At 75.7% G+C, this 16,654-nt stretch carries 11 protein-coding genes; 7 read left to right on the top strand and 4 right to left on the bottom strand.

Going from position 1 to position 16,654, the window contains the following annotated elements; translation table 11 throughout:
- Positions 1-7 precede the first annotated feature (7 nt).
- From ABB07_RS39630 to ABB07_RS39650, 5 genes are all read left to right on the top strand, one after another.
- Positions 8-796, top strand: a complete 789-nt coding sequence (locus tag ABB07_RS39630) for an acyl carrier protein (protein ID WP_208903891.1) — start codon at positions 8-10, stop codon at positions 794-796.
- A 123-nt stretch (positions 797-919) separates the two neighbouring features.
- Positions 920-1,762 carry a 4'-phosphopantetheinyl transferase family protein gene (locus tag ABB07_RS39635; protein ID WP_208903892.1) on the top strand — a complete coding sequence of 281 codons (843 nt, stop codon included), beginning with the start codon at positions 920-922 and terminating at the stop codon, positions 1,760-1,762.
- Between the two features lie 291 nt (positions 1,763-2,053).
- Positions 2,054-2,875, top strand: a complete 822-nt coding sequence (locus tag ABB07_RS39640; protein ID WP_208903893.1) for an AfsR/SARP family transcriptional regulator — start codon at positions 2,054-2,056, stop codon at positions 2,873-2,875.
- Positions 2,876-3,168: 293 nt separating this feature from the next.
- Complete coding sequence (locus ABB07_RS39645) at positions 3,169-3,525, top strand: hypothetical protein (RefSeq protein ID WP_208903894.1); 357 nt, start codon at positions 3,169-3,171, stop codon at positions 3,523-3,525.
- Between the two features lie 768 nt (positions 3,526-4,293).
- Complete coding sequence (locus tag ABB07_RS39650) at positions 4,294-6,378, top strand: condensation domain-containing protein (protein ID WP_208903895.1); 2,085 nt, start codon at positions 4,294-4,296, stop codon at positions 6,376-6,378.
- 306 nt (positions 6,379-6,684) lie between these two features.
- Here the strand turns inward: ABB07_RS39650 and ABB07_RS39655 are convergent, their stop codons facing one another.
- Positions 6,685-6,894, bottom strand: a complete 210-nt coding sequence (locus ABB07_RS39655; RefSeq protein WP_208903896.1) for a hypothetical protein — start codon at positions 6,892-6,894, stop codon at positions 6,685-6,687.
- Between the two features lie 390 nt (positions 6,895-7,284).
- Between ABB07_RS39655 and ABB07_RS39660 the strand changes: the two genes are divergently transcribed.
- Entirely contained in the window at positions 7,285-8,511 is a 1,227-nt protein-coding gene (locus ABB07_RS39660) for a helix-turn-helix domain-containing protein (protein ID WP_208903897.1), read from the top strand.
- A gap of 42 nt (positions 8,512-8,553) precedes the next feature.
- Here the strand turns inward: ABB07_RS39660 and ABB07_RS39665 are convergent, their stop codons facing one another.
- Both ABB07_RS39665 and ABB07_RS39670 read right to left on the bottom strand, forming a co-directional pair.
- Complete coding sequence (locus ABB07_RS39665) at positions 8,554-13,302, bottom strand: AMP-binding protein (RefSeq protein ID WP_208903898.1); 4,749 nt, start codon at positions 13,300-13,302, stop codon at positions 8,554-8,556.
- A gap of 300 nt (positions 13,303-13,602) precedes the next feature.
- Entirely contained in the window at positions 13,603-13,929 is a 327-nt protein-coding gene (locus ABB07_RS39670) for a hypothetical protein (RefSeq protein ID WP_208903899.1), read from the bottom strand.
- A gap of 410 nt (positions 13,930-14,339) precedes the next feature.
- Here ABB07_RS39670 and ABB07_RS39675 point away from each other — a divergent pair, with 410 nt between their 5' ends.
- On the top strand, positions 14,340-15,539 hold the full coding sequence (locus ABB07_RS39675) for an aminotransferase class V-fold PLP-dependent enzyme (RefSeq protein WP_208903993.1): 1,200 nt from the start codon (positions 14,340-14,342) through the stop codon (positions 15,537-15,539).
- 52 nt (positions 15,540-15,591) lie between these two features.
- On the opposite strand, the gene ABB07_RS39680 is transcribed toward ABB07_RS39675, so the two are convergent.
- Positions 15,592-16,350: a thioesterase II family protein gene (locus tag ABB07_RS39680; RefSeq protein ID WP_208903900.1), complete on the bottom strand. Its 759-nt coding sequence runs from the start codon at positions 16,348-16,350 to the stop codon at positions 15,592-15,594.
- Positions 16,351-16,654 lie beyond the last annotated feature (304 nt).

Raw genomic sequence — 16,654 nt, forward strand, 5'->3', positions numbered from 1 at the left:
AACCACCATGACCAGTGAGCCGACGGCAGCTTCCGCCGGCCACGGAGACACCCTTGCCGAGCTCACGGCCGTGCTGGCCGGTGTCGTGGACGCCGACCCCGAACGGGTCGACCCCGAACAGCCCTTCCCCGTCCTCGGCCTGGACTCCCTGCTGACCGTCGAGTTCGTCACGGCCATCGCCCGGCGCTTCGGCGTCCGGATCGCCGGCGCCGACCTCTACGAGTACCCCACGCCGGCCCTCCTCGCCCGCCACCTGGCCGCCGTCCGCCGTGGCGGCGACGACGCTCCCGCCGTCCGGGGCGCCGGTGCCTCGGCGGAGGTGCTGCAGGTGCTGCGCGGGCAGCTGGCGCGGATCCTGCACTGCGACCCGTGGGAGATCGACGGCGGCGCCGCCTTCGCCGAGCTGGGCATCGACTCCATCCTGGCCGCGGACTTCATCGCCGGGGTCAACCGGGCCTACGGGCTGAACGAGCGCCCCGTCACCGTCCACGAACACCCCAGCCTCGCGGCCATGGCCGCCTACATCGCGTCCCGCACGGCAGGCGCGGTGCCCCCCGTGGTGCCGGACGCCGGCAGCGGCGACCCGGCCATCCCGGCCACCCCGGCCACCCCGGCCGCCCCGGCCATCCCGGCCACCCCGGCCGCGGCGGACCCGAGGCCCGGGCCGCCGGCCGCCGCGGCCGGGCAGCGGCCCCCGCTCTCCCAGGACGAGCTGGTCGCGCTCCTCGACGCGGTGCGCGGCGACCGGATCGGCGTCGACGAGGCCGCCGCGCTGCTGGCGGACCGTTCCGCCTGAACGAAAGGCGCCACCCGTGGAGCACCGGCGGCTCCCCGCCTGCTTCGGCCCAGGCGGCCTCCGGGCCGCGTCGTCGCGCCGCCCGCAGTGGGACGGCGAACCGAGACGGACTGAAACGACATCATGACCATCACCGCACCGGAGTCCCTCGGTGCCCGGCCCGCACCGCGCACCGAGACGGTGCCCCCGGTGAAGCTGTGGCTGTGCCCCAACGACGCCCTCCCGCCCGCCATCGCGCAGGTCCTGGCGTCGCACTGGCTCGACGAGCGCGAACACACGACCGCGGGCCGGTTCCTGTTCGAACGCGACCGCCGGCAGTACCTCGTCGCCCACACCCTGGTCCGCCGGGCGCTGGCGCTGGAGGCCGGCCTCGCCGAGTCCGAGCTGGTCATCTGGCGTTCCTCCCGCGGGCGGCCGTTCCTGCAGCCGCTGCCCGGCGGCCTGCCCAGAGGCGGCGACCACCTGGACTTCAACCTCTCTCACGCAGGCGGCTACAGCCTGCTGGGCATCGTCCGCAGGCAGCGCATCGGAGTCGACGTCGAGGGACTCGGGCGGGAGGCCGGGTCCCTGGAGACCATCCTGACCACCTTCACCCCCGAGGAGCAGCGGTGGGCGGCCGGTGCGCCCCCGGGGCGGCGGCGCGACCGGCGGGTGCTCAGGCTGTGGACCCTGAAGGAGGCGTACTCCAAGGCCCGCGGACTGGGACTCGGGCTGCCCTTCGACGAGTTCTCCTTCTCCCTGGCCGAGGACCGGGGGGTGCGCGGCTTCCGGCCGCCCGCCGACGACCTGACCGGGCGCTGGCGGTTCCTGGAACTGGAGCCGGTGCCCGACGTGCTCGCCGCCGTGGCCGTACCCGCGGACGAACAACCCGCCACGCACCTGGAGTTGCACCACGGATTTCCCTGGGACCGGTCCGCGCCGCACACCATCGTCCTGCCCGAGCCCGTGGGCCTGCCGCGCGAGTAGGCCGGCCGGGCGGGAACGCGCCCGCAGCCGCGGGGAAAAGAGCGCGCAGGCAGCGCGAGATTATCCGGCACGCGCAAATCCCGACCGGAACCAGGAGTTCATTTCCAGCATTGGTACATATGTTCTTGAGTGGGAAAAGAGCCTTGTGCAACACCCCACTTGGAGCACCGCTAGAGGACCGCTACAGGAAAACGCTTGAGGGGCACGGACACGGCTAGCGTGCGTAGCGGCGGAGATTTCTGGCCACCAAAAGGAACTGGACAAGGAACTCGACGAGGTGGGGAGGACACCATGAAGATTCAGGTTCTGGGTCCGTTGAGTGCCGAGGTCAACGGGGGATCGATCGTTCCGACGGCCGGTAAGCCGCGGCAGATTCTGTCGCTGCTGGCGCTCTATCCGGGGCGGGTCATGCCCGTTCCCACGCTCATGGAGGAACTCTGGGGGACCGAGCCGCCGGCAAGCGCGCTGACGACCCTGCAGACATACATTCTTCAACTGCGCAGGCGGCTCGGTACGGCCATGGGCCCGGGCGTGCCGACCGGGGCCAAGGACATTCTCGCCACGCGGCACGGGGGATATCTGCTGCAGATCGACAGGAGCTGTGTCGATGTGCACCAGTACGAGGAACTGGTCCGGCAGGGACAGGCGGCGTTCGAGGAGGGCGACGACGAGGTGTCCGCGGCACGCTTCCGCGCGGCACTCGACCTGTGGACCGGCGCACCGCTGGTCGACGTGAAGCTCGGTCCGGTCCTCGACATCGAGGTGATGCGGCTGCAGGAGAGCAGGCTGGTCACCGTGGAGCGGCGCATCGACGCCGACCTGCGCCTCGGCCGCCACGCGGAACTGATCGCCGAGCTGACCGAGCTGACCGCCCGCCATCCGCACCACGAGGGGCTGCACTCCCAGGTCATGGTGGCGATGTACCGCTCGGGCCGGCAGGCCACCGCGCTGGAGGTCTACCGCAGGCTGCGCATGCGGCTCATCGACGACCTCGGTGTCGAGCCCTCCCCGCAGTTGCAGCGCATGCACCAGGCCATGCTGGCCGTGGATCCGCAGCTGGACGTGCTGGCGGGGCCGCGCCACACCTCGACGTTCGACCTGTTCGCGGCGTGACGGACGGCCCCGTCCGGACCGCGGCAGCCGGGCCGGGCGTTCGGCGTTCTCCCGACGGGCCTCAGGCGGCCGTCCGCTGACCGGGCACCGTCTCCCTCAGGTGGACGAATTGTGCTGCTGCATGAACAGGCCGGCCGAGCGGAACGGTGTCGCCGTGCCGAAGCGGGGCGACGACTCCGTGCTTCCCGGCGCGCGGGGGTTTCACCCGCTCTCCACCGCCTCTCCAGCAGGGTCGGCCATGGTGGCGACGACAGCTGTCCGGGACGACGGACCATGAGGAAGGACCCCTCGTCATGGCGTCTGCGCTGACCGAGCCCCTCAGCGGGGTGCTGCACGAACTCCTCACCGCTCGCAGCCTCCGCGAGCGCAACAAGGAACTCGTCCTCGCGCTGGTCGCGGCGGGCAACCGGGGCGAGGCCAACCAGCTCACCCGGCACTGGGCCGGACTCGCCGGCACCGGCGGGCGGGCGCTGCCCGAGGGGCTGGCGCTGACGCCCGAGAGCGTCCTGGCCGACGGTGACGCCGTCGTGCTGAGGGCGACGGCGCGCGCCGGACGGGCGGCCTGGTCGCTGGTCGCGGAGCTCGGCTTCGACGCGGCCGGCCACATCGCTCACTACCACGACATGCTGGTGGCCCGCGGGGCGGCCTGACCGCCACCCGCTCGGCCCCATCTCGCCCGGCTCGCAGGGGGATGCAGGGTGCCTCGCGGGGCCGGGCTGTCACGGCGTCACAGCCACGTGGGCCGCGGCCGGGCTATTACGGCGTAATAGCGGCGTGGTCCGGCTGGCCCTGAAAGCCCTGTCCCTCGTGACGTACGGGCGGGTCGCAGCGGTCGCCCGGGAGGGCGCGGGCGGCCGACGCACCGCGTGTGCGGCAGGCGCGCCCGGCATCCGTGCGGGCGTCCGGACGCTGATGCCCCGACGCCCGACCGCCATCTCCCCGACGCCCGACGCAATCCCCCTGACCCCGGCGGGACGCCTTCCCAACCGTCCCTGCCCGCTGGCGGCTCGACCGGCTCCCGCGCTACGCCCCCCGGCGAACGAGCACAGGTCGGGCACCGTTCGCGCGCCGCTGGAGAAAACGGACCGACGGGACACGGCGGGGCTAGCGTGAGGAGGCTGGAGGGAAGGAGGCGGCCATGGGCGAGCGTCACACCGGCCGGCGCGTACCGCCGCCGGGATCCGAGCCGTACACCCGCGCGCCGTCCGGGCCGCCGCGGCGCGGTGGGCAGGGTCCGGTGCTGTGGCGCGCGGTGCCGTGCTGCGGGGCGCCGCGGGCCCGTGCGGCGCGGCCCTGCGCCGTCCGGGCCGGCCGCCGCCCACCCCTCGGGCCGGGCACACACCGCGGCCCGTCGGCCCCCGGGCGGCGACGGCCCGGTCCGCAGCAGCTGTCCAGTCGTCCTGGGGAAGGGGGAGGCGATGAACGACGTCCGGTCCGCCGGCGTATGCGCAGTGATCGACCCCGAACGGGGGGCCCACGGCGCCCTCGAACTGCACGGGCCGCTGGACGCCGCCTGTTTCCACCGGGCGCTGCACCGCATCGCCGAGATCTGCCCGGGCGTCCGGCACCAAGGGCCCCGGCTGCTGCGGCACGGCCCCGACCTGCACACCGTCGAATTCCCCGCCGGCACCGACGCGTCCGTGCCCTATCCCGTCGGTCTGCTCGCCGACCTGCTCACCGCCGCACCTGAGCCCGTCCACGACGGCCCTCCCGGCGGCGGGCCGTCCGAGGCCCCGGCGCCGGGCCGGCCCTGCGGGACGCTGCCGCGCACCCATCCGGTCACCCCGCTGCAGCGGCAGCGGCTCGCCGACGCCCTGGTCCGGCCCGGCCACCAGGTCGAACAAGTCGTCTGGCGCTGGTACGGCCCCCTCGACACCGCCCGCTTCACGGCGGCCTGGCAGGCCGTGGGCGAGCACGAGAGCGTGCTGCGGACCGCCTTCCTCTGGGACCCGCGGCCGCGTGCCGTCGTCTTCGACCGGGGCCACGTGGACATCGTCCGCCACCGCCACGGCACGGCGATCCGGCGTGCCACGCTGCTCGTCCGCGAGCGGGCCCGCGCCTTCGACCTGCGCCGCCCCGGGCCCTTGCGGGTGGCGCTGCTGGACAGCGGCCCCGGGGAGGAGGCGGCGCCCTTCACCGACGTACTCCTCACCTATCACCGTGCCCTGCTGGACAGTTGGAGCGTCCGGCTGCTGATGCGCGAGTGCTGCCGCGCCTACCTCGCCGACGGGGTGCTGCCCGGCGGCGAACGCCGTCCCGACCTCGCCGACTGCGCCCGCCGGCTCGCCGCCCAGGAGCCCGGCCCGGCCGGTGGCGCCCCGCCTCGGGCCGCCGGCCTGCCGGCACCGTCCCGGGACGCCGCGGCCGGTCCCGCCGGCAGCGGCGGCACCGGCGTCCACCGCGCCGCCCTGTCCCCGGCCGAGAGCGCGCGGCTGGCCCACTGGGCGACCCGCTGGGGCGTGGCGGAGAGCAGTGTGCTGCAGGCGGTGTGGGCGATGCTCCTGTACCGGGCGTCGGACGCGGCACCGGAGCCGGCCGACATCGGCTTCGGCTTGGACCTTCCGGGGCGGGGGCTGCTCCTGGAGGGCATCGAGGGCATCCCCGGCCCGTTCGAGAACGCGCGGTCCCTCACCATCGCCGTCGACGCGGCGCTGGGGCTGCCCGGGCTGCTGCGCGAACTGCGCGACCGGGTCATCGACATGGCCGCGGACGAATGGCTCGCGGCCGCGACGCCCGACCCCCGCGCCCGCGCCGGGGCCCGCGCCGGTGGCCTGCTGGCCTTCGACTGCGGCCCGCGCCCCGAGGAGGCGTACGGCGACGCGCTCGCCGAGCACGGGATACGTCTCGAGGAGCAGGAGGCCGCCGGGTCGCCCGCCGGATACGCCCTGCGGCTGCGCGCCGGTCACGACGCCGGCCGCGGCCTGGTGCTCACCTGTGCCTACGACCGCGACCTCGTCGACGGCGCCGCCGCCCGCACCCTGCTGGCGCACACCGCGCGCCTGTTGCGCCTGCTGCCGGGCGCCGCGACCGAGGACACCACCGTCGGGGAGGTGCTCGCCTGGCTGCCGGGTGCCGTGACGCCCCGGGTGCCGGACGGGCCCGCCGCCCGGGACGCGGCGCCGCTGGTGCCGCTGCGCGGCGCGACGGCGCCCGCGGCGGCGACCGTGTGCCTGGTCGAGGTGCCGGGCGCGCCGCGCACCGGGCACGGGGAGCTGGTACGGCACTACCGCGGGCCGGAGGCGCTCACCGCGCTGCGGTTCACCGCCGGCGAGGACGCCGTCCCGGCCGCCGCCCTGGGCCGGCTGGCCCGCCCGCCCGGCCGGCTGGTGCTCGGCGGATACTCCGGCGCCGGCGCCCTCGCGTGCGAACTGGCCCGGAGCGTCACGGAACCCGGAACGCGCCCGCCCCTGGTTGTGGTCGGCGGCGCCGGCGACGATCCGGACGGTCCCCGCGGCCTGGCGAGAGCCCTGCAGCGAGCAAGCGCGTCACCTGCCCCGTCCTGAGGCGGCGACCGCACACCTGGCCGGAACCGGCCCCGAGCATGCCCGCACACCGGACCGTCACCCCGGCGGTCACGGCGACGCGGGCGTGGAGGCGGCTTCCCCGGTGCCGACCAGGAGTCCGAGGCGGGCGTGTTCCCGCCGGCCGCCCATCCGCGCGCAGCAGCGACGGCGGCGGCCGCCCCGGCCCGGCAGGCCCGGCTGAGCGACCTCCGGCACCGCGGCCGCCGTGCTCCACGGTGCCGGAAGCGGCGGGCCTCGGCGCATCCGCCGCGCGCGGGGCCCCGGCTGCCCGTGGCGGGCGGGAGGTCAGGTGTGCCGCGGGGTGCGGGCGTCGCCGGTCGCGCGACGGCGGGCGAGGTCCTGCGCGACGGCCCGGAGCGCCGATGCGGCCCCGGTCGGTGAGACCGCCGAGGCGAGCGGGTCGGTGAGGCCGGTCCCGGCGCCGGCGGAGGCCCGCACGGGGTCCGGAACAGGGGCGAGCGGGCGGGAGGCCGGGTGCGGCGCGGGGTGCGTCATGTCCCCTCCTACGGCCAGTCGATGTCGTCGTCGGAGGCCGTACCGCGCACGGGTCCCGGTCGTCCCGCGCGGCCCTCCCGGGCAGTGGGGCGGGCAGGAACCGGCTGCTTCATGGACGACTCCCGTGGACATGGACGGGACCAGCTCCCGTGACAATCGGCGGGCTGGTGCGCAGGCACTGCCACTGACGCTCGAGATGCTGCCCGTAACCGGTAAAGAACCGCTCGAGGAACGCATGAGAGCCCCGTGAGACTCGCACGAGGCCCACGGCACGGCACCTGGCAAAACATTGCCCGGCTCTTGCCCGGCCCCCTACGCTCGATGCGGCTTTCGGCGGTGATCCCTCCCGCCGCGGCCGCCCCCACTCGTCCGTCCCCAGGGAATGGTCACATGCTGCAGCAGCCCGCTTTCGGCAGTCGTCTGAGGAAACTGCGCCAGTCCCGTGGGCTGTCCCAGACCGCGCTGGCGGGTGACGGCATGTCCACGGGATACCTCTCCCGGCTGGAGTCCGGCGCCCGCCAGCCCACCGAGCGGGCCGTCGCCTACCTCGCCGGACGACTCGGCCTGGACGTGGCGGACTTCGAGGAGCCCGCGGGCGGTTCCCTCGCCAACGCGCTGTCCCTGGTCGCCTCCACCGGCTCCGGCACGGCGATGGAGACGCTCCGCGAGGCCCTGGCCGCCGAGGGACACGAGGCACCGGTGCTGCGCTGGCAGGCGCTGTGGCAACTGGCCGGCCAACGGCGGCTCCAGGGCGACCACGCCGGCGAACGGGAGTACCTGGAGGAGCTGGTGCAGCTCGGCGACGCGGTCGGGCTGACCGCGCTGCGCGTGCGCGGGCTGACCCGGCTCGCCCGCTGCCTGCGCTCGCTCGGTGACATCAACGACGCCCTCGACGCCGCGATGACCGCCCACCACCTGGCCCGCGAGGACGACCTGGAGGTGGAGGACCGCGCCGCGGTCCTGCTGGCCCTGGTCTCGGTGGAGGGCGAGGCGGGCCGGACGCCCGACGCCCGGGCGCACGTCGACGAGCTGGTCGAGCTGGTCGCGGGCCGGTCGGACGCGCTGTGGGCGGAGGCGATGTGGACCGCGGCGGTCGTCCGGGTCCGGCAGGGCGACCACACCGCGGCGCAGGCCTACCTGGAGGAGGCGCTGGAGAAGTTCGCCAGCGGGGAGGACCTGGTGCTCTGGCTCCGGCTCCGGCTCACGGCCGGCCGACTGCACCTGGAGAAGCTGCCGCCGGACCCCGAGGCCGCCGAGCGGTGCGTCACGGCGGCCGAGTCGGCGCTCGCGTTCGTGGGCACGCCCGGCCTGCGCCAGCAGCTGCTCGCCCTCAAGGCCGACCTGGCCTTCGTCACCGCCCGGTACGACGACGCCCGCGCCCTGCTCCGCGAACTCGCCCAGGCCGAGCCCCGGATGACCTACCGGGAGCGGGTGCAGATGGACATCCTGCGCCACCAGCTGTGCATCCGCTCCGGCGACGACAGCGGTATCCAGGGCCTGCGGGCCCTCGCCGAGCAGGCCCAGGCCGATGCCAACATCGACCTGGCCGCGCAGATCTGGCGCATCCTCGCCGAGTCCCTGGCCGAGTCCGCGACGCAGCGGGGCACCGCGGTGTGACGCCGTCGCACCCCGGTCCACGGACCGGGCCGGTCCGGCGTTCTAGAACGGGTCGCCGAGGTGGTCGCCGAGGTGGTCGTTGATGTGGTCGAGGCACAGCTCGTACCCGTCCTCGGCGTGGGTCTCGTACCAGCCCTCGGGGACGGCGGCCGCCGCCGGCCACAGGGCGCGGTGCCCGGTGGAGTCGGCCAGCACCACGAAGGTGGCGAACGGGTCGTCGAACGGGTCGTCATGAGCCGGATCCTCCAGCACCCGCAGGTCGCCGTTCCGGTCCAGGCGGGCGGCACGGCCGGTGCGCCACATGCGGGCGGTGCTGCCGTCCGGGCCGCCGAACGGGTCGGGCAGGAACCGCTCGCCGCTGGCCCCGGGCGCCCCGACGTAGCCCTGCGCCACGCCCGCGCCCGCGATGTACAGGGCCCCGGTGCGGCCCGGGGCCACCGGGCGCAGCCGCGAGTCGAGGAGGTAGGCCCGGTGGCCGGGGGCGGGCCTGGCCGGGACGCCGGGCAGCTGCTCGACGACGAGCCGGCCCTCGGCCCAGCCACCGCTCACGGTCAGCTCCGTGCCCTCGGTCCGGGCGAGCGACACCAGCGCGCACAGCACGTCGTCGGCGCCGCCCAGCACCACCCGGGCCCCCTGCCGGCGCAGCCAGCCCAGCACCTCGTGCGGCACGTCGCGGCTGAGCGAGCCGTCCGGGACGTGCACGCGGGCGCCGCAGGCCAGGGCGCTCAGCAGCCCGATCGCCGCGTCCCCGTCCGGGTAGCCGTGCACCAGCCAGGCCGCGTCGGCCGGTGCCGCCAGCGTCGCCGCGGTGACGGCCTCGCCGCCCACCGCCACGGTGCCGCCCTCGCCGGGCAGCAGCAGGAGCGGGTCGCCGCCGCGCAGCGGCCGGGTCCGGTCGGCCTCCGCCACCGGCCAGCGCCCGGCCGGCGGCAGCCGGTCCGCGGCGTCCTCGCGGACCAGGCGGGCCGCGCCGGGCACGGCGGGCAGCAGCAGGTCCGCGGTCTCGTCGAGCAGCAGCACCGCGGGGCGCAGCGACTCGGCGAGATCCAGCGACGGGTCGACCGGCAGCAGCGCGGCTCCCGTCTTCGCGACGGCGATCGCCGCCACCGCGAACCCGGCCGGTGACGACAGGGCGGTGAGCACACAGGTGCCGGGACCGGCCTGGTGCGCGATGAGGGCATGCGCCAACAGGTCGGAGCGGGCGTCGAGTTCGGCGTAGTCCAGGCCGGGCAGTGCGAGCGCCCTGGGGGCCCGTGCCACCTGCGCCGCGAACAGCGCTGCCACGTCCTGCCCCGCGACCGGCACGTCCGCACCCGCCCACACCCCGCTCACGGCGGCCGGGCCGGGCAGCAGTCGCAGCCGGCTGAGCGGGGTCCCGGGCGCCGCGAGGGCCGACCGCAGTACGGCGGTGAGCTGACCGGTGAGGGAGGCGGCGGCCGTCTCGCCGACCGTGTCGTGGCGGAAGGTGGCGGTGACGGTGATGCCGGCCGGAGCGCCCGCGGGGCTCTGCCGTTCCGTCAGCGTCAGTCCCAGGTCGGTGGCCGGGCCCGGCAGTGCGCAGTGCTCGGCCTGCACGGACAGCCCGGCCGCCTCGAACCGGCCCGCGCACTCCTGGAGCACGGTCAGCGCGATCCCGCCGGGCAGCGCCGCCAGCGCCGCCCCGCCGTCCCGGTAGGCGGCCAGGTCCCGCTCGCGGACCCGGCGCAGCAGTTCGGCGAAGGCCGGGTCGCCGGAGGTGTCCACGGTCAGGGCCAGCACCCGCCCGTAGGGGCCGACCGCCTCGCGCAGCGCGGCGGTGTCCCGGGCCGGCACGGGGGCGGCCACCGTGACCGGGCCGGCCGCGCCGAGCCGGTTCAGCAGGGCGGCGACCGCCGCGTGCACCACCATGAACAGGGTGGTGCCGTGCTCGGCGGCCAACCGGGTGAGCCGCGCGTGCAGTTCCGCGTCCAGCTCGGTCTCCAGGCGGCCGCAGGAGGCGTCGCCGGCCTGCGGTGCGCTGCCCGGCAGCGGGGTGGGCGCCAGGTCGCCGAAGAGCGCGCGGGGCGCCGCGTCCAGTGCGGCGGGGGAGTGGTCCGGGGCCTGCCCCGTGGCCCGCGCCCCGTAGGCCCGGGCGAGTTCGGCGGCCAGCGGCAGGTGGGACCACAGGTCGACCGAGTCGGCGGGCAGGGCCAGTTCCAGCAGGTGGTCGTCGGCGGCCAGCGCGCGCAGCCGGGTGCCGGCCGAGCCGAGCAGGGAGTTGCGCAGCGAGGGGTGGCGGCGGCCGAGGTCCGTCAGGGCCGCTCCCAGGATCCGGGTGTCCAGCGCGCCGCGCAGCCGCACCGAGAACTCCGCGGTGTCGCCGGCGGCGGCGCCCGGCCCGGTCGCCGCGGCGGGGGCGTCGCCGACGAGCGCGGCGAACGCGGCCGGGGTCGGCGCCTCGTGCAGCGCCCGGCTGCCCGGGTCGACGCCGAGGACCGCGCGGGTCCTGGACAGCAGCCGGGCCGCCGCCGGGGCGTGGCCGCCGAGGCGGAAGAAGTCGGACTCGGCGTGCACCCTGTGCCGCGGCAGGCCCAGCGCCTCGGCGAACAGGTCGCGCACGATCTCCTGGACCGGCGTCCCGGGCCGGCTGCCGGGGCGGTCGGCGGCGCGGGCGGGCGCGGGCGGGGCCGTGCGGTCCACCGTGCCGCCGGCGGTCGGCGGCGGGGCGTCCGCGCTCGTCGGCGCGGACGGCATCGTGCCGGTGGCCGGGGTGTTGGCGCAGCTCTCGGCGTCGGTGACGGGTGCCGCGTACACGCCGGTCAGCGCGCCCGCGGGGACCTGCTCGGGGTCGAGGAGGACGATGTCGAGGAGGTCGGGGCTCGCACCCCAGGTGGGCAGGGCCCGGTAGCCCAGGCGCTCGGCCAGCTCGCACAGCGCCTCCGGGTCGGGGGCGGGCGCGTCCTGCGGCGCGAGGTCGATGCTCTCCAGGGGGTCGAAGAGCGACTGCATGGCCGTGTACTCGTCGTGCACCCGGCGGTTGGGCACCCCGGCCAGGCGCAGCACGGCGGGGCGCGCGGTGCTCAGGCGGTGTTCGGCCTCGAGGGCGCCGGTGATGTCCCGGCCCCAGTGCAGGACGGGCGCGGCGGTGAGGTCGGCGACCGGCTCGGCGGTGGAGAGCACCGCCTCGTAGCGGTAGCGGGTCAGCTCGTTGTGGTGCCGGCCCCGCTTGGCGCGTACGTCGACCGCGCGCACGGCGGGCAGCTCCCGGGCGAGTGCGTCGAACAGGGCGGGGGAGAGCAGCAGTTGGGGCTCGGCGGCGACCCGCTGGTCGATGGTGCGGCGCAGCGCCTCCCGGTCGCCCCGGGCGGCGCCGGGCCGGGCCAGTGCGATGCCGGTCTGCAAGCAGCGGGCGAGGTCGAGGTTGCGCAGGTCGCCGAGGAGCAGCGAGCCGCCCGGGGCGAGCAGCGGCAGGGCCCGCTCGACGACGCCGCGCAGGTGGGACAGGCTCGGGAAGTCCTGGACGACCGAGTTGAGGACGATCGTGTCGAAGTGGCCCGCGGGCAGCCCGCCCATGTCCTCGGCGCCCCGGCAGTCGAGCCGGACCTTCTCCTTCAGGACCGGGTCGGCCTCCACCTGCTCGGTGAGCGCGGCGACGGCGGCGGGGGAGAAGTCGGTGGCCCAGTACTCGTCGACCTCCTCGTCATGGGCGAGGCGGGCCATCAGCAGACCGGTGCCGGCACCGATCTCCAGCACCCGGCGGCGCGGCAGCTCGCGGATCCGGTCGAGGGTGGCGTCCCGCCACTGCCTCAGGTGCTCGACCGGGATCGGCAGGCCGTCGTAACTGCTGTTCCAGCCGGTGAAGTCGTTGCCCAGCCCGGTGAAGTCGTCGCCCGGGCGCGCCGCGGCGGCACCGTCGTGGAGCATCTCGTGCGTCCCCTTCCCCGCGGTGGTCCGCGCGTCCACCCGGCCGACGAACTCCGGCGCGCCGTCGTCGCCGAGGCGCACCCGGCGCGGGTCGCAGGCCGCGCCGTCGGACAGGACCGTGCGCAGCGGCGCGAAGGCGGCCGGCCGCTCCCGGGCGATCAGGCCGAACAGGGCGGTCGTCATCAGGACCACGGAGATGCCGTGGGCGCGGACCGCGTCCTGGAAGCGGCCCGGGTCGGCGACGGTGTCCGCGCCGAGGCCGACCAGCCGGGCGCCCCCGGTCAGCGTCGTCCACACCTCGAAGGTGGCCGCGTCGGCGGCGGGACCCGCGGCCTGGGCCACCGCGTCGGCCGGTGTCAGCCGCAGGCAGTCGGTGGAGCGTACGAAGTCCAGCACCGCGCGGTGCGGTACGACGACTCCCTCGGAGGCGCCGGTGGCGTAGCGGACGCAGCAGGCGTCGTCCGGGCCGGTGGTCTGCTCGGGCAGGGCGCCGGAGCGGCGGGCGATCTCGTGGGCCTCGGCGTCCAGGGCGACGACCACCGTGCCCAGGCCCGCGTAGTCCGCGGCGTCCGGCTGCTCGGTCAGCACCGCGGCGGCCGCGCTGTCGCGCACGATCAGCCGGCGCCGCTCGGCCGGGTCGGCGGGGTCGACCGGGACGTAGGCGGCGCCGGCCCGCACGATCCCGAGGAACGCGGTCACCATCTCCGGGCCCGGCCGCAGCGAGGTCACCACCCGGTCGCCGCGGCTGATGCCACGGGCGCACAGGTGGGCGGCGAGACGGTTGGCCGCGCCGCTCAGCTCCCGGTAGGTGAGGCGGTCGCCCCGGCCGTCGGCGTGCCGGGGGTAGTGGACCGCGATCGCGTCGGGACGCTCCTGGACCTGCTGCTCGACGAGGCCGGAGAGGGACATCGGCACGCTCCTTAACGACAGCGACTTCCGGCTTGGCAAAACGTTGCCTGAATGTTGGCAACGGCGGCCTGAGGAGGAGTCTCGGGCCGGTCGAGCGGCAATGGAGTCGCAGGTCGCGGGGCGGGGTTGTGGCCGGGGCACGGGGGCCGGGGTTGCCAGGTGGCCCACCGGGCGGGCCCGGCCGCGGGAGAGGGGAAGCGGGGGCGGAGGCGAGAGACCCCGGAAACGCCGAAGCCCCCGCTACGGCACGGCGGCCTGCGGGGGCGTCACGGGGCGGGCTCGGCTGCCCGGGGGCACACCTCAGACGGAGGCGACCTTCGGCCAGTCGATGGCGGGGCCGGAGGTGGCCTTGACGGCTGCGGGGGCGGCCGGCCAGTCGATGGCCGGACCGGAGGTGGCCTTGGCGGTGGCCGGGGCGGCCGGCCAGTCGATGGCGGGGCTCGCGGCGGTGGTGACGGTGGCGGGGGCGGCCGGCCAGTCGATGGCCGGGCTGGCGGTGGCGGCCTTGGCGGTGGCCGGGGCGGTCGGCCAGTCGATGGCGGGGCTCGCGGCGGCGACGCCGGCGGTGGAGAAGGCGGCGACGGCGGTGATGGCGGCGGCGGTGGCGATCCGGGCGATGCGGTTCATGGCGGGCTCCTCGGTGTCAATTCCGTGTTCGTTGCTTGGCAACCTCTTGCCAAGAAGATTGGCAAGCGAATCTCGGGAATTGCTGGAAAATGGGTGGATTTCTGCTCAAGATTGCCACCAGGAGTGCCCCAAAGGAGGTGTGCACGCACTGGAGTTGCCGCAGGAAAACCCTATTGAGCTGCGGAAACGCTGATTCTTGGCAGAATCCCGGACGCTCTGGCAACGCTTGGCAATTCCTGGTGAAGAGAGCCAGACGCGGCAGAGCCCCGGGCCGGCGGCCCCTCAACTCGAGCCCCGCCGGAGCCGGTACTGCCCGATGTTGCCAACTTCCCATCCATGGAGGCAATGTATTGCCAACTACCCGGCAATAAATTTCCTGAGACGCGGGGGAGGCCCCGGAAGTGAACGCGATGTCCCACGGTGACCAAAGGGTCCATCTGAACTCGGCCGGTCTCGGCCGCATGCCCGCCGCCGCACTCGAGGTCCTCACCGAATGGACGCGCTTCGAGGACCGGTACGGGCCGTACGAGCTGGCGGAACGCCTCGACGACGTCCTGCACCGGGAGATCCACGAGCGACTGGGCGCCCTGCTCGGCGCGCCGTCCGGCGACACCGCCGTGTGCACCGGGGCCGCCGACGCGTTCGCCGCCGTCCTGTCCCGGCTCCCGCTCGGCCCGGGCGACCGTGTCTGGACGACCCCCTACGAGTCGGCCGCCAACCTCAGCGCCCTCTTCGCCCTGCGCGCCCGCACCCGCTGCCGGCTGGACGTCGTACCGCTGCGTTCGGACGGGGACCTGGACCTGGAGTGGATGGCGCAGCACATCGGCGACGACGTCGCCCTCGTCAGCGTCCCGTACGTCCCCTCGAGCTGCGGCATCGTCAACCCCGTCGAGGAAGTCGGGCGCATCCTCGCTCCGCACCGGTGCCTGTACGCCGTCGACGCCTCGTACGCCGTGGGACAACTCCCCGTGGACGTCGACCGTGTCGGCTGCCACCTGCTCACCGGTGACGGCTGGCGCTTCCTGCGCGGCCCGCAGTCCGTCGGGTTCGCCTATGCGGCACCGCGGTTGCGCCAGGTCCTGGCACCGCACGGCGGCCTGCCGCTCGTGCCGCCGCACGGCGCCGCCGTCGCGGCGCTGAACACGGCCCTCGCCCTGCGCGTGCCCGCTCCCGCGCCCGAGGACCTCGGTTCCCGGCTGCGCGCCGCCGTGGAGAACACGTCCGGCACCGCACTGATCGCCCCCGGCCGCGTCCAGTCCGGCATCGTCACCTTCCAGCACGAGGAACTGCCGGCCGCACTGCTGCGCCGTCGCCTGGCGGACCGCGGAGTCGTCGTGTGGAAGACGGTCGCCCAGGAGACCCCGCTGTACCTGCCCGGGCGCGGTGTCGGCACGGCCGTACGCGCGTCCGTCCACCCCGGCGACCGCGCCGAGGACATCGAGCGGTTCGCCGACGCGCTGCGGGACTCCGTGGCGGAGGGACGGCCGCGGCTCGCCCGTGTCCCGCGTCCGCGGTTCACCGCACCGGCGTTGCGCGCCGTGCCGTCCACGCCGCCGGTGCCGGCCGCGGTCGGATCCGGCGCCGGCGGCCGGCCGGGCGACGGCGTCTGACGCGCCGCGCCCGGTCCGGCCGTTCGCAGGGTGCGGGTTCTCCCGGCCCCGGTCAGCGCAGCCGCGCCCGCAGGGCGGTGAGGACGGCGGATTGCTGCGCGTCGAGGTAGAAGTGGCCGCCGGGGAACACCTTCAGGTCGAACGGCCCCGCACTGTGCTCCGCCCAGGCCCGTGCCTCGTCGAGCGTGACCCCGGGATCGTCGTCGCCGGTGAGCGCGGTCAGCGGGCAGGACAGCGGCGGCCCCGGCACGTGGCGGTAGGTCTCCGCGGCCCGGTAGTCGGCGCGGATCGACGGCAGGGCCATGCGCAGGATCTCCGGATCGGCCAGCACCTGGCTGTCGGTGCCGCTGAGCCGGGTGATGTCCTCGATCAGTGCGTCGTCGTCCAGCAGGTGCACACGCTCGTCCCGCACGGCCGACGGGGCCCGCTGACCGGAGACGAACAGCTGGTGCGGCACCTGGCCGCGCTGCTCGAAGCGCCGCGCCACCTCGTAGGCCACCAGGGCCCCCATGCTGTGCCCGAACAGCGACACCGGCCGGTCGAAACAGCCCCGCACCTCCTCCACCAGCGCGTCGGCGAGCAAGTGGACGCTGTCGATACAGGGTTCATGGCGTCTGTCCTGGCGCCCCGGGTACTGGATCGCGAGCACGTCGACACCCGGCGCGAGGGCGCGGGCGACCGGGACGAAGAAGGACGCCGAGCCGCCGCCGTGCGGGAAGCACACCAGGCGGTGCGGGGCGTCAGGAGCGGGGCGGAAGCGCCGTACCCAGGCACCTCTCGCCGCGTGCGTGGACGTCGTGGAAGCGGCCATGTCGCTGATCCCATTTCGAGTCGAGACCTGAGCGGATCGGCCGAGCCGACCCGTCGCGCATCGGGGCGCGAACAGTACGGCAGGCCGGGACAGCCTCGGTGGAACGCGGCGGGCGGCGCGTGCCGATGCCGCCGGCCCGGGCAGACGCGAGCGCCCCTCTAACGGCTCTCACTAGCCTCGGGCCCGGGTGTGCGCACTATCCGCTGCCGCCGCCAGACCGTCACGGATCGACAGGAGCCGAGCTACGTATGTCTGTGGAAACGACCGGGCTGCCCGAGACGGGGACGGCACCCGCGAAGGATGT

It is taken from the genome of Streptomyces incarnatus (assembly GCF_001027185.1).
Lineage (GTDB): Bacteria > Actinomycetota > Actinomycetes > Streptomycetales > Streptomycetaceae > Streptomyces > Streptomyces puniciscabiei.